22 protein-coding genes are annotated in these 22,921 nt (G+C 61.1%); 10 read left to right on the forward strand and 12 right to left on the reverse strand.

What is annotated here, in order from left to right; all coding sequences use genetic code 11:
* Positions 1-50 precede the first annotated feature (50 nt).
* A complete protein-coding gene (locus J3A64_RS06055; protein WP_210063809.1) occupies positions 51-1,502 on the forward strand; it encodes an SDR family NAD(P)-dependent oxidoreductase in 1,452 nt (483 codons plus the stop codon).
* 70 nt (positions 1,503-1,572) lie between these two features.
* On the opposite strand, the gene J3A64_RS06060 is transcribed toward J3A64_RS06055, so the two are convergent.
* Genes J3A64_RS06060 through J3A64_RS06070 form a run of 3 tightly spaced genes read right to left on the reverse strand, consistent with a single transcriptional unit; the run spans position 1,573 to position 4,959 of the window.
* The gene (locus J3A64_RS06060; protein WP_011774822.1) at positions 1,573-2,424 is read right to left on the reverse strand and encodes a transglutaminase family protein; all 852 of its coding nucleotides are present in this window, start codon (positions 2,422-2,424) and stop codon (positions 1,573-1,575) included.
* Positions 2,421-3,347, reverse strand: a complete 927-nt coding sequence (locus J3A64_RS06065; protein ID WP_014921898.1) for an alpha-E domain-containing protein — start codon at positions 3,345-3,347, stop codon at positions 2,421-2,423. The genes J3A64_RS06060 and J3A64_RS06065 overlap by 4 nt, the downstream gene beginning before the upstream one ends.
* Before the next feature lie 55 nt (positions 3,348-3,402).
* Positions 3,403-4,959, reverse strand: a complete 1,557-nt coding sequence (locus J3A64_RS06070) for a circularly permuted type 2 ATP-grasp protein (RefSeq protein ID WP_014921897.1) — start codon at positions 4,957-4,959, stop codon at positions 3,403-3,405.
* A 110-nt stretch (positions 4,960-5,069) separates the two neighbouring features.
* Here J3A64_RS06070 and J3A64_RS06075 point away from each other — a divergent pair, with 110 nt between their 5' ends.
* Both J3A64_RS06075 and pepN read left to right on the forward strand, forming a co-directional pair.
* Positions 5,070-6,119 carry a YeiH family protein gene (locus J3A64_RS06075; RefSeq protein WP_011774819.1) on the forward strand — a complete coding sequence of 350 codons (1,050 nt, stop codon included), beginning with the start codon at positions 5,070-5,072 and terminating at the stop codon, positions 6,117-6,119.
* Between the two features lie 4 nt (positions 6,120-6,123).
* Positions 6,124-8,727 carry an aminopeptidase N gene (pepN, locus tag J3A64_RS06080; RefSeq protein WP_210063810.1) on the forward strand — a complete coding sequence of 868 codons (2,604 nt, stop codon included), beginning with the start codon at positions 6,124-6,126 and terminating at the stop codon, positions 8,725-8,727.
* A 10-nt stretch (positions 8,728-8,737) separates the two neighbouring features.
* Here the strand turns inward: pepN and J3A64_RS06085 are convergent, their stop codons facing one another.
* The 5 genes from J3A64_RS06085 to J3A64_RS06105 all read right to left on the reverse strand — a co-directional run bounded on the left by J3A64_RS06085 (position 8,738) and on the right by J3A64_RS06105 (position 12,730).
* Entirely contained in the window at positions 8,738-9,847 is a 1,110-nt protein-coding gene (locus J3A64_RS06085; protein ID WP_374100535.1) for a biotin/lipoate A/B protein ligase family protein, read from the reverse strand.
* Positions 9,848-9,923: 76 nt separating this feature from the next.
* A complete protein-coding gene (locus J3A64_RS06090; RefSeq protein WP_017200906.1) occupies positions 9,924-10,181 on the reverse strand; it encodes a type B 50S ribosomal protein L31 in 258 nt (85 codons plus the stop codon).
* A gap of 141 nt (positions 10,182-10,322) precedes the next feature.
* Entirely contained in the window at positions 10,323-11,132 is an 810-nt protein-coding gene (locus tag J3A64_RS06095; RefSeq protein ID WP_011774815.1) for an RNA methyltransferase, read from the reverse strand.
* A 7-nt stretch (positions 11,133-11,139) separates the two neighbouring features.
* Positions 11,140-11,925, reverse strand: coding sequence for a sulfite exporter TauE/SafE family protein (locus tag J3A64_RS06100; protein ID WP_011774814.1), 786 nt, complete (start codon positions 11,923-11,925; stop codon positions 11,140-11,142).
* 19 nt (positions 11,926-11,944) lie between these two features.
* Positions 11,945-12,730, reverse strand: a complete 786-nt coding sequence (locus tag J3A64_RS06105; RefSeq protein WP_043471319.1) for an ABC transporter ATP-binding protein — start codon at positions 12,728-12,730, stop codon at positions 11,945-11,947.
* Between the two features lie 110 nt (positions 12,731-12,840).
* Here J3A64_RS06105 and serB point away from each other — a divergent pair, with 110 nt between their 5' ends.
* Together serB and J3A64_RS23610 are read left to right on the forward strand one after the other, a co-directional pair.
* A complete protein-coding gene (gene serB / locus J3A64_RS06110) occupies positions 12,841-13,734 on the forward strand; it encodes a phosphoserine phosphatase SerB (RefSeq protein ID WP_210063812.1) in 894 nt (297 codons plus the stop codon).
* Positions 13,735-14,094: 360 nt separating this feature from the next.
* Entirely contained in the window at positions 14,095-14,622 is a 528-nt protein-coding gene (locus tag J3A64_RS23610) for a hypothetical protein (protein WP_238324304.1), read from the forward strand.
* 80 nt (positions 14,623-14,702) lie between these two features.
* On the opposite strand, the gene J3A64_RS06120 is transcribed toward J3A64_RS23610, so the two are convergent.
* From J3A64_RS06120 to fabG, 3 genes are all read right to left on the reverse strand, one after another.
* On the reverse strand, positions 14,703-16,205 hold the full coding sequence (locus tag J3A64_RS06120) for a sugar ABC transporter ATP-binding protein (protein ID WP_011774810.1): 1,503 nt from the start codon (positions 16,203-16,205) through the stop codon (positions 14,703-14,705).
* A 341-nt stretch (positions 16,206-16,546) separates the two neighbouring features.
* Positions 16,547-17,299, reverse strand: a complete 753-nt coding sequence (locus tag J3A64_RS06125) for an SDR family oxidoreductase (protein ID WP_011774809.1) — start codon at positions 17,297-17,299, stop codon at positions 16,547-16,549.
* 116 nt (positions 17,300-17,415) lie between these two features.
* Entirely contained in the window at positions 17,416-18,141 is a 726-nt protein-coding gene (gene fabG, locus J3A64_RS06130; protein WP_043806096.1) for a 3-oxoacyl-ACP reductase FabG, read from the reverse strand.
* 153 nt (positions 18,142-18,294) lie between these two features.
* Here fabG and J3A64_RS06135 point away from each other — a divergent pair, with 153 nt between their 5' ends.
* From J3A64_RS06135 to J3A64_RS06150, 4 genes are read left to right on the forward strand one after another with little or no spacing between them, the layout of a single operon-like run.
* The gene (locus tag J3A64_RS06135; protein WP_011774807.1) at positions 18,295-18,792 is read left to right on the forward strand and encodes a DUF3099 domain-containing protein; all 498 of its coding nucleotides are present in this window, start codon (positions 18,295-18,297) and stop codon (positions 18,790-18,792) included.
* Positions 18,789-19,064, forward strand: a complete 276-nt coding sequence (locus J3A64_RS06140) for a hypothetical protein (protein WP_014921889.1) — start codon at positions 18,789-18,791, stop codon at positions 19,062-19,064. The genes J3A64_RS06135 and J3A64_RS06140 overlap by 4 nt, the downstream gene beginning before the upstream one ends.
* Positions 19,065-19,931 (forward strand): SURF1 family protein, encoded by an 867-nt coding sequence (locus J3A64_RS06145; protein WP_011774805.1) that lies wholly within the window; start codon positions 19,065-19,067, stop codon positions 19,929-19,931.
* Positions 19,915-20,400 (forward strand): YbaK/EbsC family protein, encoded by a 486-nt coding sequence (locus J3A64_RS06150; RefSeq protein WP_210063813.1) that lies wholly within the window; start codon positions 19,915-19,917, stop codon positions 20,398-20,400. The genes J3A64_RS06145 and J3A64_RS06150 overlap by 17 nt, the downstream gene beginning before the upstream one ends.
* Positions 20,401-20,408: 8 nt before the next feature.
* Here J3A64_RS06150 and J3A64_RS06155 read toward each other — a convergent pair whose 3' ends face one another.
* Positions 20,409-22,007, reverse strand: a complete 1,599-nt coding sequence (locus J3A64_RS06155; protein ID WP_011774803.1) for an ABC-F family ATP-binding cassette domain-containing protein — start codon at positions 22,005-22,007, stop codon at positions 20,409-20,411.
* Between the two features lie 275 nt (positions 22,008-22,282).
* On the opposite strand from J3A64_RS06155, the gene J3A64_RS06160 reads away from it, so the two are divergent.
* Positions 22,283-22,912, forward strand: coding sequence for a biotin transporter BioY (locus J3A64_RS06160; RefSeq protein ID WP_210063814.1), 630 nt, complete (start codon positions 22,283-22,285; stop codon positions 22,910-22,912).
* Positions 22,913-22,921: the final 9 nt, after the last annotated feature.

Here is a 22,921-nt window from a genome sequence, read left to right on the forward strand (position 1 = left end):
CACAGAACCCGAGGCAGGCCACTGGCTCCCAAGGCTGTAAAATCAGGTCAATGAGCTCCACCGATCTGACGCCTGAAGAGATCCAGGCCTGCCTCAAGGTTCTGACCACGATCCACGTCTACGACGAAGAGCACCCGGACTATGTTGCAGTCCGCCGTGCCACCGGCAAGATGTTCAAGGCCGTCAAACGCCACCGTCGTGTCACCAAACGCGATTCCATCGCAGAGGCTGACCGCGCCGTCATCGCCATGACGGCTACCGCCGCGCCGGACCGCATTGACGACGAAACCCGCGGCAACAAGCTGGCACCCTCTGCCACCGGCGAGATCGCGGGTCATCTCATCCGCTCGCGTCCCTGCTATATCTGCAAAAAGCACTACACCCAGGTTGACGCTTTTTATCACCAGCTCTGTCCTGAGTGCGCGGCTTTCAGCCACAGCAAGCGCGATGCCCGCACCGATCTCACAGGACGCAGGGCCTTGTTGACCGGTGGACGCGCCAAGATCGGCATGTACATCGCACTGCGGCTTCTCCGTGATGGTGCCCACACCACCATCACCACTCGCTTCCCGAAGGACGCCGCGCGTCGGTTCGCTGCCATGGAAGACAGCAGCGAGTGGCTTCACCGGCTCCGGATCGTTGGCATAGACCTCCGCGATCCGGCACAAGTCATGGCATTGACGGACTCGCTCAACGAGGCCGGCTCGCTGGACATCATGATTAACAACGCCGCACAGACGGTGCGGCGTTCCGGCAACGCCTACAAGCCCTTGGTGGACGCTGAGGACGAGCCGTTGCCTGCAGCCCTTGACGCTGCCAACGGCGGCCCGGAGCTGGTGACCTTCGGGCATGCCCATGACAAGCACCCGCTGGCCCTCGCCAGCAGCGTCACCGAACATCCGGTCTTGGCGGGCGACGCGATCACGTCTCTGGCACTCTCCACCGGATCGGCATCACTGGAACGAATTGAATCGGGAACGGCCATCGACGCCGGTGGCCTGGTACCGGACCTCGCCTCCATCAACAGCTGGACCCAGGTGGTGGACGAGGTGGATCCCTTGGAGATGCTCGAGGTCCAGTTGTGCAACGTCACAGCACCCTTCCTGTTGGTCAGCCGTCTACGCGATGCCATGAAGCGGTCCACAGCCCACAGGAAATACATCGTTAATGTCTCGGCCATGGAGGGGCAGTTCTCCCGCGCCTACAAGGGCCCAGGCCACCCCCACACCAACATGGCCAAGGCTGCGCTGAACATGATGACCCGGACCAGCGCACAGGAAATGCTGGATTCCGATGGCATCCTCATGACCGCAGTGGACACCGGATGGATCACTGACGAGCGGCCGCACTACACAAAGGTCCGGCTCATGGAAGAGGGATTCCATGCTCCATTGGACCTGGTGGACGGCGCCGCACGTGTGTACGACCCCATCGTGATGGGTGAAAAGGGTGAAGATCAGTACGGCGTCTTCCTCAAGGACTACAAGCCGTCACCTTGGTAGAAAGACGCCAGGATTGAGTACGGATAAGGCCCTTAAGAGCGACTCTTAAGGGCCTTATCTGTACAAAAACCTAAGCGAGTCGGGTGATCTCCACTGAGACGGCGAGCCCTGAACCACCGCCACCTGACAGGATGCCCTTCAGCGGGGGAACATCGCGATAGTCGCGGCCTCGGGCAACTGTGACGTGGTAATCACCGGCAGGCTTGTGGTTGGTGGGGTCCCAGCTGCGCCATTCGCCATCCCACCACTCCAGCCAGGCATGTGATTGGCCAGCAACAGTTTCGCCGATGTCCGCCGAGGACCGGGGATGAATGTAGCCGGAAACGTAGCGCGCAGGGATGCCACTGCAGCGTAGGGCGCCGATTGCCAGGTGCGCGAGATCTTGACACACGCCTTGGCGCTGGGACCACGCCTGTTCGGCATTGGTGGTGACCCCCGTAGTGCCCTTCATGTAGGTCATCTCGCCGGCCATCCACGCGAATACTGCCAGCGCTGCCTCATGGGGGTTCTTCCCCTTGACAACATCCGGGACGATTTCGAGGACTTCCTCACCGGGCCCGCTGAGCCGGGACTGCGGCAACCAGTCACTGAACTCGTCCTGGACCTTCTCCGAAGCTATGACATCCCACCCCACGATGTCATCCTCGGTTGCCACCCGCTCGGTGCGGTGCACTTCAACGGTGGCTGTCGCGAGGACTTCGAGGCTCTCATGCGGCATCTGCATATCAAAAGCTGTGACCCGCGTACCCCAATAATCACGGTAGGTACTGACCGAGGCCTGGTTAGGTGAAACCTTCAGTGAGGACTCCAGGACCACCTGCTGGCCATCAGTCAGCGGAGTCATCCGGGCCTCGTTATAGGACAGGGTCACGCGGCGGTTGTACTTGTAGGCAGTCTTGTGAATGATGCTCAGCCGGGTCATGAAACTTCTCCCACCCAGGCGTGTTCATCAGCCTGATTGAAGTACTTACGGGAAATTGCGTCAGACGCCTGCGTTACGGCCTTCTGCACACGTTCCATGTGTTCAGGCAGTTCGGACATGAGATCGTCTGTGCGGTGGAATTCCAGGAATGTCCGGGCCTGGCCAACAATTCGCCGGGCATCGTTGATGAATCCCACGCGCTGCGCTGATGGATCCAGCTTGGCGAGGCATTCATCGGCATCGCGCAAAGCATAGACAATCGACCGCGGGAACAACCGGTCCAGCAGCAGGAATTCCGCCGCGTGCTGGTCTCCGAACGCTGCCCTTCGGGTTCGGATGAAGGACTCATAAGCTCCTGCGCACCGCAGCATGTTGACCCAGGACATTCCAGCGGACTGAACATCGCGCGTCGACAACATGCGGGCAGTCATATCGGCCCGTTCCAAGGAGCGGCCGAGCACCATGAACAACCAGCTCTCATCATGGCTGACCGTGGTGTCCGCGAGACCGCGAACCATGGCGGTCCGCTCCAAGACCCAATTGCAGAAACGGTAGGTTCCCACAACGTCCTTGCGGTGTTGGTTGAGGCCGTAATAGGTGGTGTTGAGGCTTTCCCAGAGGGACTGGGACACGGTTTCGCGGGCCCGCCGCGCATTCTCGCGGGCTGCCCCGAGTGAACCTGCGATGGACGATGCGCTGTGCTTGTCATAGGCCAACGCGTGCAGGAGTTCCGGGAGGCCGAAGTCCTCGCTCTGGGGCTTGGCACCCATCACGGCAAGGAGCTCCCGGGCGACGCTTCGCTGTTCCTCAAGGGGCAGGTGGTTCAGGCGCTCAAGGTGGACATCCAAAATCCTGGAAGTACCGTCGGCACGCTCTACGTAGCGTCCGATCCAGAAGAGTGACTCAGCAATGCGGCTCAGCATGGAACTGCCTCCTTCGCGTGGTGCAGATCGAAGTTCAAGTGTTGGTGGAGTGCGTTCACTGCTGCTGCTCCGTTTGGCGGTCCCGCCAGTTGCTCTCCACGGGCCACACGGATACCTGCTCACGGACAGTAACGGATTGGCGGGGAATGATCTCGGCCGGCAGCTGCGGAGAGTCGGCCAAAACCCAGGTGTCCTTGGAACCGCCGCCCTGGCTGGAGTTCACTATCAAAGACCCTTCCTTGAGTGCCACCCGGGTGAGGCCTCCGGGCAGGACCCAGACGTCGTCGCCGTCGTTGACTGCAAATGGCCGCAGGTCCACATGGCGGGGGCCGAACTTGTCTCCGGAGAGCGTCGGCACCGTAGAGAGCTGGAGAACTGGCTGTGCGATCCATCCGCGGGGATCTGCAATGACGCGCTTGCGCAGGGCGTCGAGTTCGTCCTTCGTGGCGTCCGGCCCAATGACCAGTCCTTTGCCGCCTGAGCCGTCCACGGGCTTGACCACCAGTTCGTCGAGGCGGTCCAGAACATGCTCCCTGGCTTCCTTTTCCTCAAGCCGGAAAGTGTCGACGTTGGCGATGATCGGCTCTTCGTGAAGGTAGTACCGGATCAGGTCAGGCACGTAACTGTACACGAGCTTGTCATCGGCTACTCCGTTGCCCACAGCGTTGGCGATGGTCACTCCCCCGGCTCGGGCGGCGTTGACCAGTCCCGGGCAACCGAGCATGGAATCCGAGCGGAACTGCAGTGGATCCAGGAAGTCGTCATCGATGCGCTTGTAGATCACATCCACGCGCTGCTCACCGGCAGTGGTCCGCATGTAAACGCGGTTGCCACGGCAAATGAGGTCACGGCCTTCAACGAGCTCCACGCCCATCAGCCCTGCAAGGAGGGTGTGCTCAAAGTACGCACTGTTGAAGACGCCCGGGGTCAGGACAACCACGGTGGGATCGTCCACGCCGGCGGGAGCGGTTTTGCGCAGTGCGGACAGGAGCCTCCGGGGGTACTCCTCCACAGGCCGGATGTGCTGCTGGCCAAAAGCCTCGGGCAAACCCTTGGCCATGGCCCGCCGGTTCTCCAGGACGTAGCTGACCCCCGAAGGTACGCGGACGTTGTCCTCGAGCACTCGGAAGGTTCCTGCGGCGTCGCGAACCACGTCAATGCCCGACACATGGACGCGAACCCCGCCTGATGGCTCGAAACCGTGCACGGCACGGTGGAAGTGTGCGCTGGTTGTCACAAGCTGCCGGGGAATCACGCCATCTGTGACTACTGCCATCCGCCCGTAGACGTCGTTCAGAAATGCTTCGAGAGCCTTGACGCGCTGGGCCACGCCGCGCTCCAACACATTCCACTCATCGGCGGGAATGACACGCGGAACAATGTCCAAGGGAAAGGGGCGTTCCTCCCCCGCGTAGTCGAACGTCACGCCACGGTCCAGGAAGGTTCGTGCCATCGAGTCGGCACGGGCGGTGACATCCGCCAGGGAAAGCTCGCGGAGAGCCCCGGAAACCTGACCATAGGATCTTCTGGCAACGTGGCCCTGGGCAAACATCTCGTCGTAGGCGCCACTGCGTGCGGCGGCCTCGGAGTAATCCTGGAATAGGTCAGACATGGGATTCAGGTAATCACCTTTTTGGGTCGGGCGCATTTCGCGCTGATTGTGTCGCCGTTTCCGGGTGCTCCCGGTTCGCCTTCCGTGCCCCCATCCGGCAGGGTTGAGGCATGCCCTTCAACACTCTTGCGCCCCAGTTTTCCCGGCTGGGGCCCGGGTTGGTCCTGAGCATCGCCGCAACGGGTCTTGCCTTCGCCATCCACACCGTTTTCCCGGCGGTCCCGGCCATGACACTCGCAGTTGCTTTGGGCTTGCTCTCAGCAAATATACCGGGCACGGCGGTCTTGACTGCGGGACGCGCCCGACCAGGCCTGGACTTCGCCGGAAAGCACCTCATGCGTGCCGGAATCGTGCTTTTGGGCCTCAAAGTCAGCATCGGCGACGTCATCGGCCTGGGGTGGCTGTCCCTCCTCCTGATCGCAGGCGTGGTCCTGCTGAGCTTTGCGGGAACCTACGGACTGGCGCGTTTGCTGCGTCTTCCGGGAGAAGCTGCCCTCCTCATCGCCACGGGCTTTTCCATCTGCGGAGCCTCCGCAATCGGCGCGATGGCAGCTGTGCGCCGCATCAAGCATCAAGACACAGTGCTCCCGGTGGCACTCGTGACACTGTGTGGCACCCTTGCCATCGGTGTACTGCCCCTGCTGATGCACCCCCTCAACCTCAATCCCGAACAGTTCGGGGCATGGACCGGCGCGTCCGTGCATGACGTCGGCCAAGTGGTGGCCACAGCACAAACCGCAGGTACATCGGCGCTGGCGATTGCCGTCGTCGTGAAATTGACCCGTGTGGTCCTGCTGGCGCCCGTTGCGGCAGCCGCCGGGGTGCACCAGCGGATTCTCCACGTGCGGGAGCGCAGCAACGGGAAGGGCGACGCGGCCAAGAGCATCGATGGCCGTTTCCCGCCCATCGTGCCGCTGTTCGTCGTCGGCTTCCTGTCCATGGTTGCAGTCCGGTCCTTGGGCTGGGTGCCGCCGGTGGGACTGGAAATCGCGGCAGCTGTCCAGGACATCCTCCTGGCAACGGCGCTGTTCGGGCTGGGGTCCGCGGTGAGGGTCCGCACGCTGATTCACACGGGAGGGCGCGCAATTTTGGTGGCGTTGGGCTCTTGGCTGCTCATCGCATCGTTGGGCCTGGGGGCTGCGTGGATCATGATTAGATAGCTGTGTGTCGAATCACAATCTGTCGCGCGATGAAGCCGCTACCCGTTCAGCCCTGATCACCACCCACAGCTACGACGTCACCCTCGATGTCCGCGATGCGGCAGATCCCGCCGTCGCCGGATACCCGAGTACCAGCACCATCACCTTCTCGGCCGAACCCGGCTCCGCCACCTTCCTGGATTTCATCAGCGGCGGCGTCGAGTCAGTGGTGTTGAACGGCCGGACGCTTGACGTTGGCTCTGTGGTGGACCACGACAGGATCATCCTGGAAGGTCTCGCCACCGACAACACTGTGACTGTGACCGGGGTGGCACTCTACAGCCGCTCCGGCGAGGGCATGCACCGCTTTGTGGATCCCGCCGATGGCCAGTGCTACCTCTACACGCAGTATGAACCCGCGGACAGTCGCCGCGTCTTTGCCAACTTCGAACAACCGGACCTGAAAGCCGAATTTACTTTCCACGTGCTGGCGCCTGCCGGCTGGGAAGTCGCGTCCAACGGAGTTGAGGAGACGCGTACGCCGGTGGCGGGCGACCCTGCTGCTTCGCGGTGGGATTTCGCCACCACCAAACGAATGTCCACGTACATCACCACCGTGCTCGCCGGCCCCTACTTCAAGGCCACGGATCACTGGGGAGCAACGCTCGACGACGGCACCCGCCTTGACGTGCCGCTGGCACTTTTCTGCCGCGCCTCCTTGGCGGACTCCTTTGATACCGATCAGTTGTTCGGGCTGACGAAGAACGGGCTGGCGTTTTTCAACGACCTCTTCGCCTACCCCTATCCCTGGGGCAAGTACGATCAAGCCTTTGTGCCCGAATACAACCTCGGGGCCATGGAGAACCCCGGGCTGGTGACGTTCACGGAAAAGTACGTCTACGCTTCCCGCGCCACCGATGCCCAGTACCAGGCCCGCGCCAACACCCTGATGCACGAGATGGCACACATGTGGTTTGGCGACCTCGTCACCATGAATTGGTGGGATGACCTCTGGCTCAAAGAGTCGTTCGCCGATTACATGGGGACGCTCGGAGTGGACCGGGCTACGGATTGGGACACAGCCTGGGTGAATTTCGCCAGCAAGCGGAAAGCCTGGGCTTATGTGCAGGACCAACTGCCCACCACGCACCCGATCGTGGCGGATATCCCGGACCTTGAGGCGGCTAAACAGAATTTTGACGGCATTACGTATGCCAAGGGCGCGTCGGTTGTGAAGCAACTGGTAGCCTACGTTGGTTTTGATGCGTTCATCGCGGGGTCACGTCAATATTTTCGGGATCACGAGTTCGGCAATACTTCCCTGGAGGACCTCCTCCAAGCGCTCAGCGCTGCCTCCGGCAGGGACCTTTCGGACTGGGCACGCCAATGGCTGCAGACTTCCGGTATCTCCACGGTTGCCGCCGAGCTCGTGGAGGACGGCGGGGTCCTCGGCGCCGTGACACTCCAGCAGGAGGCCATCGATCCCCTGACGGGCCACCAGGAACTCCGTCCGCACCGTATGCGGTTGGGCTTGTATGACGCCGACTCCACCGGTGCCCTGGTGAGGACTGAAAGCATTGACGTGGACGTCGCCGGTCCGAGCACCCTGGTGACTGCGTTGAATGGAAAGCGTCGGCCCGCGCTGCTCCTGGTCAATGATGACGACCTGAGCTACGTCAAAGTCCGGCTGGACCCTGAGTCCGAACACACAGTCCGGACATCGCTCCACAAGATTTCGGATCCCATGGCGCGCGCTCTCTGCTGGACCGCGCTCTGGGATTCGGCCCGGGATGGCGTTACCCCGGCGGCACGTTACGTGTCCGCCGTCGAGCAGTTCGCGCCTACGGAAGCGGGCATAGGTGTCCTGCTCAACGTGCTGGGCAACGCCGCCAGCGCCATCGAACGTTACGTCCCGGCAGCGACGCGCGAAGGTGTGCGAAAGGACTTCCTGGCCGTGGCCGGTGACCAGTTGATGGCTGCTGCTCCCGGCTCTGACCCTCAACTTGCCTGGGCCAGGACCTTGGCCGACGTTTCCAGGCATGGAGACAGCCAGCTAACCCTGGTGCGGGGAATTCTGGAGGGAAGCATCGTAGTGGCGGGTTTGGCCGTCGACGCTGAACTGCGATGGAGCTTGTGGCAGGCGTTGGCAGCCCATGGGCAAGCAAGCCTGGCCGAGCTGGACAGGGAGCTTGACACGGATACGACAGCATCGGGCAGGGAAGGCCATGCCCTGGCCTCCGCAGCCCGGCCGGACGCAGCAGTCAAGGCAGCTGCCTGGGACTCCGTAGTCAACAGCACAGGCCTTTCCAACGAGCTCCTCAGCGCCACAATAGCGGGCTTCGCTACTGCTCCCGGAGACCTTCTGGAACGCTACGTGGAGCCTTATTTCGAGTGCCTTGAGCGCGTGTGGTCCGAACGCAGCATTGAAATCGCGGGCAGGATTGTTCGTGGCCTCTTCCCGGGAGCCCAGAACCTGTCCGAAAGCACACAGCCTGCTCGACATCCGGTGCTGGTGCGTGCGGACCAGTGGCTTCGTGACCACGCTGACGCACCCCGTGCCTTGCGTCGCATTATCATCGAGCAACGGAGCCACCTCTTGCGCGCTTTGACGGCCCAGGCTACCGGCTGACCGCACGGATCTAGGGAACCCGGTTCAACCATTCGTCAGTGCCGAACTTAGCGTCCACGCGCTGCCTGGCTTCGTCGAGTTCGCTTTGGGTGAGCCGGGTTTCCATAGCACCGTAGCGTTCGGTGAAGACGTCCTGCATGGCCTGAAGGATCAGCGACCGCGCTAGTCCTGTCTGGCGCCGCAAAGGGTCCACGCGCTTCTTGGCACTCCGGGTTCCCTTGTCGGAGAGTTTCTCCTTGCCGATGCGCAGGACGTCCACCATCTTGTCGGCGTCGATGTCGTAGCTCATGGTGACGTGATGGAGCATGCCGCCGTTGGCGAGCCGCTTCTGTGCTGCCCCTCCGATCTTGCCCTGATCGGTGGCAATGTCATTCAGGGGGACGTAGAAGGCGGTAATGCCCAGTTTCTCCAGTGCGGCCATGACCCAGGCATCCAGGAATGCGTATGAGTCAGCGAAGCTGATCCCATCCACCAGCGTCTGCGGCAGGTAGAGCGAATAAGTGATGCAATTGCCGGCTTCCATGAACATGGCACCGCCACCACTGATGCGGCGCACCACCGTGATGCCGTGCCGGGAAACGCCGTCCGGATCCACCTCGTTCCGTACCGACTGGAAGCTGCCGATGACAACGGACGGTTCTTCCCAGTCCCAGAACCGCAAGGTGGGATTGCGCCGCCCTGCTCCCACTTCCTCCGTGAGGACCTCGTCCAGCGCAACATTGACCTGTGTGGGCAGAACCGAGGGCGGGATGACCTCCCACTGGTGGTCTGCCCACCCGGTGGCCTTGGAAAGTGCGCGCCGGACTGTGACAGCCACCGCCTCAGCGGAGAACCCGAACATGACTGCACCTTCAGGCAAGCCGGCAGCAACGGCTGCGGCAATGTCGGCCGCTGTTGAGTTGTCCGGGAGTCCGGTCAGTGCGCGATTGATGTCCTCAAGGGCTTCATCGGGCTCCAGGAAAAAGTCGCCGCTCAGCGAGACCTTGGAAAATCGTCCGTCGTCCACCTCAAGGTCCACCACTACCAGTTTGCCGCCCGGTACCTTATATTCACCGTGAAGGCGCGTGCCGTCGTCGTGGATGGGCGATTCGTGATCAGGGTGGGAAGTCATGCTGTCCATCTTGCCGGAAAACGCAAAAGCCCGCATTGCCGGAAATCCGGCAATGCGGGCTTTGAAAAGCCTTGGGGTGAAGTGGTTACTTCTTGCCGCCGAAGCCCTTGAAGCGAGCGTTGAAGCGCTCGACGCGGCCAGCGGAGTCCATGATGCGCTGCTTGCCCGTGTAGAACGGGTGGGACTCCGAAGAGATTTCGACGTCGATAACCGGGTAGGTGTTTCCGTCTTCCCACTCGATGGTCTTCGAAGAAGACACGGTGGACTTGGTCAGGAACTGCGTACCGGAAGCCAGGTCGTTGAAGACAACAGCTTCGTACTTCGGGTGGATATCAGACTTCATAATGGGACCTTTTGTTCGCGCAACTGGATTTTGCCAGCTGCCAGGTATGAATGGAGGTGGACCTTGGCTGCAATGTGAACATTCCAGCGGCTGGACCAACAACCAATCATAGCGGAAACGGCCACCCCGTACGAACTGCAATCAATCGCGCGGACGGAGTTCCCAAAACGCCACTGCCGAGGCGGCTGCGACGTTGAGCGAATCGACGCCGGCACGCATGGGAATCTTGACGGCGAGGTCGACGGCGGCCAACGTCTCCTCGCTCATGCCAGCACCTTCGGTTCCAAGCACCAGGGCCAGTTTGGGGATCTTCCTTGCCGCAAGATCGTCCAGGTCCACTGCGTTATCGGTCAGCTCCATGGCCGCCACTGTGAACCCCTGCTCTTTCAGCTGAGCGAGGTGGTCCGGCCAGCTTTCCAGCCGCGCCCAGGGAACCTGGAAAACAGTGCCCATGCTGACCCGGACACTTCGCCTATAGAGCGGGTCCCCGCAACGCGGGGAGACCAGCACAGCATCTACTCCGAGTGCGGCGGCGGAGCGGAAGATGGCCCCCACGTTGGTGTGGTCCACGATGTCCTCCAGGACGGCGATTCGCTGCGCGTTCGCCAGGAGGGTCGCCAACGGAACCGGAGCCGGCCGGTGCATGGCAGCCATGGCACCGCGGTGCAGATGGAATCCGGTGATTTCCTCCAGCAAGGATGCCTTGCCGATGTAGACCGGAACATCAGGGTGGGCTTTGAAGACGTCGTCCAAGTCCTCGAGCCACTTCTCTGCCAGGAAAAAGGAACGTGGCTGGTGGCCTGCCGCCAGTGCCCTCCGGAGGACTTTGGAGGATTCGGCGATGTACATGCCTTCCCGCGGCTCGCGAAGTTTCCGGAGGTGTACGTCAGTGAGCGTGGTGTAGTCCGTGACTCGTGGATCAGCTGCGGACTCAAGGTAGTGAAAGGTCACCGGGCGATTATTTCAGCAGATTGGCGATCATGAAGCCGAGGGCCACGATGCCGAGGGTGAAGATGACCGCCCTGAGAACCCGGGGCGACAACTTCCGGCCCACTTTGGCACCCACAAGTCCGCCGATGGTGGAGCTTACGGCGATGAGCAGGACAACGAGCCAGTTGATGCGGTCGAAGGCGAAGATCAGGTAAGAGATGGCCGCCACCATGTTCACACCGAGCACCAGGATGTTCTTCATGGCGTTGGCGTTTTGCATGGTGCCCGTAAGGAACACCCCAAGGATACCGACCAGGAGAATGCCCTGCGCGGCAACGAAATAGCCGCCGTAGACGCCGGCCAAGTAAACAAGAACCACCAGGAGGATCCCGTGGCTTCGGTCCCGGATGGCATGCTCTGGATTCTGTTCCCGGCTACGAATCCACGCCTGCAGCTTGGGCTGGAACAGCACCATCAGAAGGGCCAGCACCAAAAGGACGGGGGCCACATAATGGAAGACCTTTTCCGGCAAATGCAGCAAGAGCCATGCGCCGGTGATGCCGCCCAGCAGGGAGGCCGGAAGCAGCTTCATCAACTGCCTTCCCCGGCCCGCCAGCTCTCGCCGATAGCCCCACGCTCCCGCGGCCGTTCCAGCCACCAGGCCCATGGCGTTGCTCATGGACGCGACAACCGGTGTCACTCCCAGTGCTATCAGCACGGGGAATGTCACAAGCGTGCCGGAGCCGACTACGGCATTGATGGTGCCGGCCCACAAGCCCGCGAAAAAGACCAGAATGCTGCTAAGAATCTCCACAGTAAGTTACAGAACCCCTCTAGCGCCGGGCAGTAGCCGTGTAACGGCCGGCGTTTTCCGAAACATCCAAGGCCAGGCCGAAGGTGTTGCTGAGGTGCTCGTCGGTGAGGACTTCCTTGATGGGGCCGGCAGCGACCACTCCGCCTTCGCGGAGCAGCATGGCGTGAGTGAATCCCGGCGGCACTTCCTCAAGGTGATGGGTGACAAGGACCATCGCAGGTGCTGCTTCGTCGCTGGCGAGCTCGCCAAGCTTGTGCACCAGTTCTTCGCGTCCGCCGAGGTCAAGGCCTGCTGCCGGCTCGTCCAGGAGCAGCAATTCAGGGTCGGTCATGAGCGCACGGGCGATCTGGACGCGTTTGCGCTCGCCCTCGGACAGGGTGGCAAAGGTGCGGTTCAACAAGGGACCCATCCCCCAGTCGTTCAGCAGACCGAAGGCGCGGCGTTCGTCGTCGCGTTCATATCCCTCGCGCCAGCGTCCGGTGACGCCGTAGGCTGCGGTGACAACGACGTTCAGGACGTTCTCGTGTTCAGGAATCTGTGTAGCGAGTGCCGCCGATGAAAGGCCGATGCGTGGGCGGAGTTCAAAGACGTCAACACGCCCCATTGTCTCGTCAAGGATCCCTGCCCTGCCGCTGCTTGGGTGCATGCGGGCGGCAGCAATCTGGAGAAGGGTGGTCTTACCGGCGCCGTTCGGCCCCAGGATGACCCAGCGTTCGCCTTCGTTGACTTGCCAATCGACCTTGTCCAGCAGGGTCTTCTTGCCTCGGACAACGCTGACGGAAGCCAATTCCAGAACATCACTCATAGCAGTAGACACTAGGACAAAAATGCACATGACTGATAACCGGGGTTTCTCCTGCTTTACCAGCCGAAACGAATTCGGGTGCCCGCGGCAGCCTCAGTAGGATTGAGGCCATGACTTCGAACTTGGCTGCAGTCAGCTACGGCGTGAATTTGTCCCCCGAATCACTGGAAAACCTGCTCAAGGTACTAGCCGACGCCGGTGCCTCGGTGTCATCGGAATCACACGGCGGTGACGAGCGCTTCGCTGTGCATACGGCCGAACTCATCGTCGGCGCTGACACGGATGCGGATCTCTTGACCGTGCGGCGGCTCGTGGCGGAAGCCGCGAAGGCAGGGGTGGACACAGCCATTGTTCCGGAGGCCCTGCGCCAGGCCCCCCGGAAGCTTCTGATCATGGATGTGGATTCAACCCTGATCCAGCAAGAGGTCATCGAGCTGTTGGCGGCGCACGCCGGCAAGCGCGAGGAAGTCGCCGCCGTCACGGAGGCTGCCATGCGCGGAGAGTTGGACTTCGCCCAGAGCCTGCACGCACGCGTTGCCGTCCTCGCCGGCCTGCCGGCCGACGTCGTCGATTCTGTTCGCCAAGAGGTGCGCCTAAGTCTTGGAGCGGCAGAATTGGTAGCCGCGTTCAAGGAGGCCGGCCACGTGGTGGCGGTGGTGTCCGGCGGCTTTAACCAGATCCTGGGTCCCATCGCCGAGCAACTCGGCCTGGACTATTGGATTGCCAACGAGCTCGAGATCATCGACGGCGCCTTGACCGGTAAGGTACTTGGCGCGGTCATCGATCGGGCCGCGAAGGAAAAGTACTTGCGTGAATGGGCGGCTGAGGAAGGCATCGGCCTTGAGCACACCATTGCGGTGGGCGACGGTGCCAATGACCTGGACATGCTCGGTGCTGCCGGCATAGGAATTGCCTTCAACGCCAAACCGGCCGTGCGCGCAGTAGCCGACGCTGTTATTACCATCCCGTATCTGGACGCCGTGCGGCATATCGCCAACGTCTGATTCAGGCGTCGCCCGCGCGACGCCGCCTCACGATCGCATGACCGAAGCACCGGTGGAATTTTTCCACCGGTGCTTCTGCATGACCGCATGCCCCACCCGAGCCATGGTGGCTGTGGCGAAACAACAAAACCAATTTCGTGACGAAGAATTTGCGGTAATTTATCGAACTGATACTAATTACCGACCACGTGCGTATTTGCTGGGGGTGCGTAAATCCTGTTGCATCGAACTGATACTTTTTGTGTAAAGTGAAGAGTCCTATAAGTAACTCCGCATAGCAGGCGGTAGGTCGGGATGATGGAAATGCGGGGGCATAAAATGAGCCGTTCGGAACGAGGGTGGAAATGGCGGAAACGCATCGTGAGATTCGAATCGGCTGGATATGACCACGCCCCGCAAGACGAGCCCTTTACGCCCCTCCATGAGATTTTCCACGCGAATCTCTACGGAGTGGATGCAATCCGAACTGCCGACTGCACGGATACCTCCGGTTACACAACAGAACAGGAACAACCCGATATGAGCACACTCGATGAGGCCATCAAGCAACTACTGGCCATTGAAGGGGCCACCGGTGCGGCCGTGGTGGATTATTCCAGCGGCATGGCCTTGGCCCAAGGCGGAAACCCGGGCTTCGACCTGGGCGTTGCTGCCGCGGGCAACTCAAATGTAGTGAGCGCCAAGCTGCGCACCATGGCCGATCTCAGCATTGACAGCGACATTGACGACATTCTTATTACGTTGGGCACGCAGTACCACCTCATCAACGTTCTGAACTCAAGCGGTTCCAGAGGCCTCTTCGTCTATCTGGTACTCGATCGCACGTACGCCAACCTGGCGCTGGCCAGGCACAAGCTCAAGAACCTCGCCAAGGACATCACCATCTGACAAACCCCTGAGGGCAAAGCAAAGGGGACGGTGTGGTTCTGTGCCACCGTCCCCTTTGCACTTCAGCAATCAGAAGCGCGTTAATTTCTCACGCGACGGGCCTCGCTTCCGCCGGTTTCAAACTTCACGCCCAACATATGGTGGACCAATACGTCCTCATTGGTGTTGGCATTGGCCTCGATAGTGACAAGTTCGCCGTCGCGCATCACGCCGATGCGGTGGCACCAGCTGACCAGTTCGGATAAGTCGGACGACAGGAGAATAATGGCTACCCCTGTCTGACTGAGCTCGTTGAGCATCTTGTAAACCGCGTCTTTGGCGCCGATGTCAATGCCACGGCTTGGATGGCTAAGGATCAGCACATCACAGCCCGTGGCCATCCACTGCGCGAGCTGGACTTTCTGGCGGTCGCCCCCCGACAAGGTGCTGATGTCGCCATGGATGTTCGTCGTGCTGATGCGCATGCGTCGAATAACTTCAACTACTCCACGAAGCTGGGTAACCTCATCCTGTAGATTTGCGGCACCCCCGTTAGCGCTTGCCTGAAGGCCGTCCATAATGCTGCCGGTTGCCTCACCATTGTCTGCAGCATCGGACAAGTAGCCGATTTTCAGGCGCAAGGCATCCTGGACCCCTCGAATCTGTACGGGTTCACCGTGCAAATGGATGTGGCCCGATGTGCTGGGGCGGACGCCCGCAAGCGCTTCGACCAACTCGTAGACGCCCGATCTATGTGTTCCAGCCAAGCCAAAAATCTCGCCCTTGGCCACATTGAAGGTGACCTCCCGAACCCGGTCCTCCATGCTGAGGTTAACCACCCGGAGGGCCTCGTCACCTCCAGCCGGGTCAGTGGGCCTGGCGTTCCCTTCCAGTTCTTGTTGAAGCAGCAGGAATGCCAGTTCATCGATGTCAGTACTGCTGGCTTCCAGTATTTTGTGCACCCTGCCTTCCCTCAGGACGGCTATGCGGTGCGCAATGGACCTGACCTCATCCAGACGATGCGTGATGTAGATGATGGCCCGTCCCTGCCGGACCAGCATTCGCAAGACCTGATGCAGTACAGCTACATCATGGTCCGGCAGCGAGGCGGCAACCTCGTCCATGATGACCAACTGGGCTTCCTCGGCAACCATCCTCAGGACTTCCACAAGGGCTTGCTCAGCGCGAATCAGCGTTCCGACCTTCGTGTCGGGATCCAAGCTGATGCCGATGTCCCGGATCAGTTCGGATGCCTGGTTACGAAGTTCGTGATGGGGCTTGCCTGCTTGGAAAGTGCCACGAAAGATGGCCTCCGCAATGCTTAGTTGAGGGTCGATGCGGAAGTTCTGCGGGATGAGCCCGACGCCGCAGGCCTGCGCTTCCTCCATAGAGTCCGGCCCATACTTTTCTCCGGCCAGCGTCATCAATCCGGCATCGTGCTTATGAGATCCGGCCAGTACGCCCATAAGGGTGGTTTTTCCCGCACCGTTGGTTCCAATTAACCCCAGTATCTCGCCGCGTTGTACCGAAAGTCCGACGCCTTTAAGGATGCGCCGATGATCGTACGAGGCGTGGATATCATCGGCGCGCAATAACAGGTCCAAAGAAAGCTCCTAAAGCAAAGGGACAATAGCCGCCACTGGAGTCACCCCGTGAAGTTTCCACCTGCTGCCTGAGCTGGGTGATTGGGCGTAATCCCGCCGTCCGTGTTTATGCAATTCGATTGCTGCTTGGGACGTGGGCGCTGTGGAAAGTCAATCAGATGATGTCCGTTAATGCAAAGCTAAAAACGCAAGACAATAACCACCAATTCGTGACGCAAAAATCCGAATGTTTTATTGGATTGTCATCTTCTGCTCCGGAAGGCTGGCTAACGCTGGAAAGCTGGTTAAAGAGAAGCGGTCCAGGACGTATGTCCCGGACCGCTGCTGGTTTGCTGTGCGCGCTACTCGGCGGTTTTGCCGAAGTAGTCGGAGCCGCCCACGTATTCGGTGTGGCCGGATTCGACGTCCGCGGTCACCATCTTGGCGACCTCGGCCGCGAATTCCTCCACGGAGTACAGCTTGCCGGCTTCTGCGCGGCGGGCTTCGATGGCTCCCGGGTTGGAGCGATCGAGCAAGGTCGCCGTCACGGTGCCCTCGATCATGTCGCCGGATACAACAACCAGGGAGATGCCCTTGTCGGCAAGGTTCGGCAGGAGCGCACGCAGGGCGTCCTCGCCGGCACGCTTGCTCTTTGCCACGGGCTCGTACTCGGGCATGGTGGGTACGGTTTCGACGAAGTGCGCCTGGTGGCTGGTGACGAAGACCACGCGCGAACCCTCGGGCATGAGGGGAACGGCTGCATTGAGCATGTTGATCTGGGCATCGCGGTTCAGTTTGAGTGCGTACCCTTCTTCCATGCCCGATTCCATGCCACCGGAGGCATTGAGTACCAGTACGTCCAGGGACCCGAACTCCTCCATGGCGGTGCTTGCCAGCGCGTGAACACCTTCATCGGTTGTCAGGTCCGCGCCTACGGCAGCGGCACGCCCGCCTGCTGCCTGGATTTCGGCTACTACCTTGTTGGCGCGAGGCGCCTTCTGGCGATAGTTAACCACGACGGCGGCACCCTCACCTGCGAGGATCTTGGCAACTTCGGCGCCGATTCCGCGGGAAGATCCCGTGACGATGGCGGTCTTGTTATCCAGCATTCCCATTCGTGCTCCTTTTGTTCACTTCATCCAAATTCCGTGGGCTCGACTTCCATCATGCCAGCGGCAGGAAAGAAATCCTTTGTTGGTCCCGGACAAAATCTGCTGTGCAGCCTAGTGGCCTAGTGGCCCATCCCCAGGCCGCCATCAACCGGGATCACGGCGCCGGAGATGTACGCTGCCTCGTCACTGGCAACCCAGCGAACAACGTCTGCGACTTCCGAAGCCTCGGCGAAGCGTCCCGCAGGAACATTGGCCAAGTAGGACTTCTGAGTTTCCTCCGGCAGTTCTGCGGTCATGTCCGTGTTGATGAAACCCGGAGCAACTACGTTGGCAGTGATACCGCGGCTGCCGAGTTCGCGGGTCAGTGACCGTGCGATGCCCACCATTCCGGCCTTGGAAGCGGAGTAGTTGATTTGGCCGGGGGCGCCGTAAAGACCCGAGACTGATGATATGAGGACCACGCGACCCTTGCGCAGCCGGATCATGCCCTTGGAGGCCCGCTTGATGACCCGGAAGGCGCCGGTCAGGTTGGTGTCCAGAACTGAGGTGAAATCGTTCTCGCTCATCCGCAACAGCAGCGTGTCCTTGGTGATGCCTGCGTTGGCTACCAGCACTTCCACTGGCCCATGCGCCTCTTCAACAACCTTGAACGCAGCGTCAATCGATGCCTCGTCCGTGACGTCGGCCTTGACGCCCAGGATGCCCTCAGGCAGATCTGTTTCACTGCGGTAGGTGACGGCAACCTTGTCACCGTTGGCAAGGAACGATTCTGCAATGGCGAGGCCGATGCCCCGGTTGCCGCCGGTAATGAGGACGCTGCGGCCGGTGGATACTGCTTCAGACATGCTTTCGCTCCAGGTTCCGCGGCATTCGTATGCCGCAATGAAGGGGGATTTTCCTGTGTCGATCCTATCCGCAGCTCGTTGCAACCCGCGGGTAACCGGAAACCAGCGCGGTTTGGGCGGGTACAGCCTTGGTGAGAGAATTGGAAGAGGCCTTTGGAGCGTGATGATTCAGTTGTGACACGAGAAAACAGTCCCCTGCAGCAAGTGCCCGGGGAACCGGACGCTGTTTCCAGCGACCCCGAAGTCCACAGCATCACAGATGCCGCTGCGGCACACTCCGAAGACATGCGTGATCGCATGATCAAGTACGCGGTGGCCATGGGCATCCGCATGGTCTGCATCATCCTGATTTTCGTGGTGGACGGCTGGTTCAAGATCATCGCCATCGCAGGCGCAGTGTTCCTGCCATGGATCGCTGTGGTCATCGCCAACGGCAACGACAAAGCCGAGGACCATAGCGAGTCCTTGCTGGACTACGTGGCCGTCCCGGAAATAGAACGTTCCTCAGAGCCGGAAGAAACTCCTGCAGACGCACCAACAGTGCTCCAAGGTGAACTGGTGGATGAAGAACCACCAAGCAATCAAGCGGGCCCCGCAGCGGGCCGTGCAAGCGAGGCCGGACATCCCGGCGACGAACGGGCGGCTTCATGAATATCTTTAATCTTGGCGGCTTAGGGGCGGCCGGCCAGGAGGCCGAACGCGCCACGGTTCCTGCGTTGTGCTCCCGCAAGGGATGCCGTGCCGGCGCTGAGTGGCAACTCCTGTGGAACAATCCCCGGATCCACACGCCGGATCGCCGCAAGGTATGGCTTTCGTGCGGAGACCACCGGGACTGGCTGGAGGACTACCTGCAGACGCGCGGCCTGTGGAAAGAAACCGTGCCGTTCACGGCGAGTGAAGCAACATCGAATGAGGCCGGCTGAATGTACCGTTTCCTTTTCTCCAGCAAGTGGCTGGGGTATTTCGTGCTGGCTGTTATCTTCGCCACGGCCTGCGTTTTTCTGGGCCGTTGGCAGATGGACCGCAGGGCTGAAACGCTGGCGGAAATCAATCGTGTGGTGAGCAACTACTCGGCCACCCCTATCCCCTTCGCGGAGATCAAGGACCAGTTTCAGGATCTGGATCCTGAAAGGGAATGGACCCAGGTTGAGATGCGTGGCAGCTACGACCTCGATGGTCAGCGGGTTGTGCGAAACCGGCCGCTGAACGGCCAGCCAGGTTACGACGTCGTAGTTCCTTTCCGGCTGACTACAGGCGAAGCCGTGGTGATTGACCGCGGCTGGCTGCCGATCGGCAACGACACACCTGGCCGTCCCGACGTCGTTCCCGCGCCTCCCACAGGTGAGGTGACCGTGGTCGCCCGCCTCAAGCCGGCAGAGCCCAAGCTGGACCGCGGCGCCGTGGACGGTCAGCTCGCCTCCATTGACCTGGCCAGTTTTGCCACTGAACTCCCCTACGGCATAGCCACGGGAGCCTATGGGCAATTGGCAAGCGAGACTCCTGCGGTGCAACCCATGCCCACGCCCTTCCCTAAGCCAGCCACTGAAGAGGGCACGCATCTCTCCTACTCCCTGCAGTGGTTCGCCTTTGGCGTCTTGATGTTTATCGGGTTCGGATACGCAGCGCGGCAACAGGCCCGGAACGCGGCCATCGACGCAGAAGAGGAAGAGGACGAGCACATCCTTGCCGCCGGTGGCACGCCCAAGAAGCGCACGCCTGCTCCCCGCAAAAACAAACGGCCCACGTCCGAAGAAGAGGAAGACGCCATTCTGGATGCACAAGGCTACTGAACTGTTTCATGATCCCGTCCTGAACGTCCGGTCTGCTTTGATAGCCGCTGGTGCAGAGGACACGGTCCGGATTTTCAAGGACAAGGTGCCCACAGCGGCTGCGGCAGCATCGGCCCTTGGCTGCGATGTAGCGGCGATCACCAACAGCCTGATTTTCGATTTCGACGGCGAGCCCCTGCTTATCCTCGCCAGCGGTGCGGCGAAGGTGGACACGACGATGGTGGCCGATCAGCTCGGCATCGGAAAGATCCGCCGTGCCAGGCCGGAATTCGTGCTGCAACACACTGGCCAGGAAGTAGGCGGAGTTGCGCCGGTGGGCCACCCCCGGAAGATCAGGACGCTTCTGGACATCTCACTCCAAGCGCACCCGGTCCTCTGGGCCGGCGCAGGAGATCACAACTCAATGTTCTCCATCAGCTACGAGGAACTGGCACGAATCACCGCCGCGGAACCTCTCCAGGTCCGCTAGCCCAGGCCCTACGCCAGCGTGATGAGGTCCAGGTAGTCTTCGTTCCAGTGGTCTTCAACGCCGTCCGGGAGCAACACAACGCGCTCCGGGTTCAACGCTGACACAGCACCTTCGTCGTGGCTGACCATGACGACGGCGCCACTGTAGTTCTTCAGTGCGCCCAGGATTTCGGCGCGGCTTGCAGGGTCCAGGTTGTTGGTGGGCTCATCGAGGAGCAGCACGTTGGCGCTGGAGGCCACAATTGTAGCCAGGGCCAACCGGGTCTTCTCACCGCCGGAGAGAACGCCTGCGGGCTTGTCAACGTCGTCACCGGAGAAGAGGAACGAGCCCAGGATGCCTCGGACTTCGGCATCCTTCATGTCCGGAGCTGAAGACCGCATGTTTTCCAGGACCGTGCGGTCGACGTCGAGCGTCTCATGCTCCTGGGCGTAGTAGCCCACCTTGAGGCCGTGTCCGGGGATGATGTCGCCGGTGTCCGGCTTGTCGACACCAGCCAGCATGCGCAGAAGAGTGGTCTTGCCGGCACCGTTGAGTCCAAGAATGACCACTTTGGAGCCGCGGTCGATAGCAAGGTCCACGTCCGTGAAAATCTCCAACGAACCGTAGGACTTGCTCAATCCCTCCGCCGTCAAGGGGGTCTTGCCGCAAGGAGACGGATCCGGGAACCGCAGAGCTGCCACGCGGTCGTTTTCGCGTACGGCCTCCAAACCGCTCAAGAGCCTCTCAGCGCGCTTGGCCATGTTCTGGGCAGCCACGGCCTTGGTTGCCTTGGCACGCATCTTGTTGGCCTGATCGATCAGGACCTGCGCCTTCTTTTCAGCATTGGCGCGTTCACGCTTCCGGGCGCGCTCGTCCGTTTCACGCTGGAGCAAGTAGCGCTTCCAGTCCATGTTGTAAAAGTCGATCTGGGCACGGTTGGCGTCCAGGAGGAAGACCTTGTTCACCGTTGCTTCGAGCAGGTCGGTGTCGTGACTAATCACGATCAATCCACCCTGGTGGTTCTTAAGGAAGTCCCGCAGCCAAGTGATGGAGTCGGCGTCAAGGTGGTTGGTGGGCTCGTCGAGGAGCAAGGTCTCCGCATCGGAGTACAGGATGCGCGCCAACTCCACACGGCGCCGCTGGCCACCCGATAGTGTTTTCAGCGGCTGGTTGAGGAGCCTGTCCGGCAGCGCGAGGTTGGAGGAGATCGCAGCGGCTTCAGCTTCGGCAGCGTAGCCGCCACCCGAAAGGAACTCAGCCTCCAGGCGGTCATAGCGGTTCATGGCCTTGCGCTGGACGGCTGCATCATCGCTTGCCATGTCCTCGTGGGCTTTCTTGAGCTTGCCCACCACGACGTCCAAGCCGCGAGCGGAAAGGATGCGGTCGCGGGCGAGCTGTTCCATGTCCGGTGTCCGCGGGTCCTGCGGAAGGTAACCAATCTCACCGCTGCGGGTGACTTTTCCGCCTGCGGGAAGCCCCTCGCCGGCGAGGACCCGGGTGAGGGTGGTCTTGCCGGCACCGTTACGTCCGACGAGTCCAATCTTGTCCCCTTTGTCCACCCTGAAGTTGACCTGGTCCATGAGCAGGCGTGCGCCAGCGCGGAGTTCGAGGTCCTGGACGGTAATCAATTCGGGTGATGCCTTTCAATGGGGAACGCTCGCGGGGACCGGTGGGTCCGATAAGTGCGGCGGGGGCGGCCGTGAGAACAGCCTGTTCAAGTCTACCGGTACCCCGGCCGAGGGCTGACATCGGCCTACGGAGAGGAAAACTGTGCCAACGGCCAAAGAATTCCCGCTCAGCATTGTGGAAAGGCTCCAAAATCCGGCATTCGATCCCTCCGTACCCTCGACAAGAGGGGAAACAAACATTTTCATCGCATCGCATCACACCCGTTAGGACCGTCATGAGCCAGACCGATTCTGCCGCTGCCTCTGCCACTGGGCAGCGCACCACCACGTCCCGCAAACGCTGGACCGCCACCGATCTGGGCCTCATCGCGGTTTTCGCTGCCCTCGTGGCAGCCTCCGCGATCGTCCCCGGTATTCCGGTAGGCGCCCTTGGCGTTCCCATCACGTTGGTGACCCTGACCGTGATGCTCAGCGGACTGGTGTTGGGCGCCGGGCGCGGTTTCGCCGCCGTCGGCCTCTATGTGTTGCTTGGCTTCGCCGGGCTGCCGATCTTCAGTGGTGGCCGCAGTGGCTTGGGTATCCTTGCCACTCCATCCGCTGGTTACATCATCGCGTTTCCACTGGCGGCAGCGGCAACCGGCTATCTTGCGGCGGTGGTCATCCGCAGGACGGTTAAGTTCCGTGCCTTGTGGCTCTTCGCAGCGGCCATGGTAAGCAGCATCGTGGTTATCCACGCACTTGGCGTCCTGGGCATGATGGTCAATGCGAAGTTGGACTTTCCCAAGGCCTTCCTCGCCGACCTCCCTTTCGTCCCCGGTGACATCATCAAGAACGTCCTGGCCGTGATCATCGCCGTGGCGATTCATAAGGCCTTCCCGGACGTCCTGGTGCGCCGGGTCAAGTAAGCGGGAACA

Origin of the sequence: Pseudarthrobacter sp. PvP004 (assembly GCF_017876035.1) — a bacterium.
Lineage (GTDB): Bacteria > Actinomycetota > Actinomycetes > Actinomycetales > Micrococcaceae > Arthrobacter > Arthrobacter aurescens_A.

Excerpts from the sequence above, each read along its gene's own strand:
- J3A64_RS06150 (WP_210063813.1), top strand. The coding sequence starts at position 19,915 with ATGCACAAGGCTACTGAACTGTTTCATGATCCCGTCCTGAACGTCCGG.
- J3A64_RS06145 (WP_011774805.1), top strand. The coding sequence starts at position 19,065 with ATGTACCGTTTCCTTTTCTCCAGCAAGTGGCTGGGGTATTTCGTGCTG.
- J3A64_RS06090 (WP_017200906.1), bottom strand. The coding sequence starts at position 10,181 with ATGAAGTCTGATATCCACCCGAAGTACGAAGCTGTTGTCTTCAACGAC.
- J3A64_RS06070 (WP_014921897.1), bottom strand. The coding sequence starts at position 4,959 with ATGTCTGACCTATTCCAGGATTACTCCGAGGCCGCCGCACGCAGTGGC.
- J3A64_RS06060 (WP_011774822.1), bottom strand. The coding sequence starts at position 2,424 with ATGACCCGGCTGAGCATCATTCACAAGACTGCCTACAAGTACAACCGC.
- fabG (WP_043806096.1), bottom strand. The coding sequence starts at position 18,141 with ATGTCTGAAGCAGTATCCACCGGCCGCAGCGTCCTCATTACCGGCGGC.
- J3A64_RS06160 (WP_210063814.1), top strand. The coding sequence starts at position 22,283 with ATGAGCCAGACCGATTCTGCCGCTGCCTCTGCCACTGGGCAGCGCACC.
- J3A64_RS06105 (WP_043471319.1), bottom strand. The coding sequence starts at position 12,730 with ATGAGTGATGTTCTGGAATTGGCTTCCGTCAGCGTTGTCCGAGGCAAG.
- J3A64_RS06055 (WP_210063809.1), top strand. The coding sequence starts at position 51 with ATGAGCTCCACCGATCTGACGCCTGAAGAGATCCAGGCCTGCCTCAAG.
- serB (WP_210063812.1), top strand. The coding sequence starts at position 12,841 with ATGACTTCGAACTTGGCTGCAGTCAGCTACGGCGTGAATTTGTCCCCC.
- J3A64_RS06140 (WP_014921889.1), top strand. The coding sequence starts at position 18,789 with ATGAATATCTTTAATCTTGGCGGCTTAGGGGCGGCCGGCCAGGAGGCC.
- J3A64_RS06125 (WP_011774809.1), bottom strand. The coding sequence starts at position 17,299 with ATGGGAATGCTGGATAACAAGACCGCCATCGTCACGGGATCTTCCCGC.
- J3A64_RS06075 (WP_011774819.1), top strand. The coding sequence starts at position 5,070 with ATGCCCTTCAACACTCTTGCGCCCCAGTTTTCCCGGCTGGGGCCCGGG.
- J3A64_RS06085 (WP_374100535.1), bottom strand. The coding sequence starts at position 9,847 with ATGGACAGCATGACTTCCCACCCTGATCACGAATCGCCCATCCACGAC.
- J3A64_RS06065 (WP_014921898.1), bottom strand. The coding sequence starts at position 3,347 with ATGCTGAGCCGCATTGCTGAGTCACTCTTCTGGATCGGACGCTACGTA.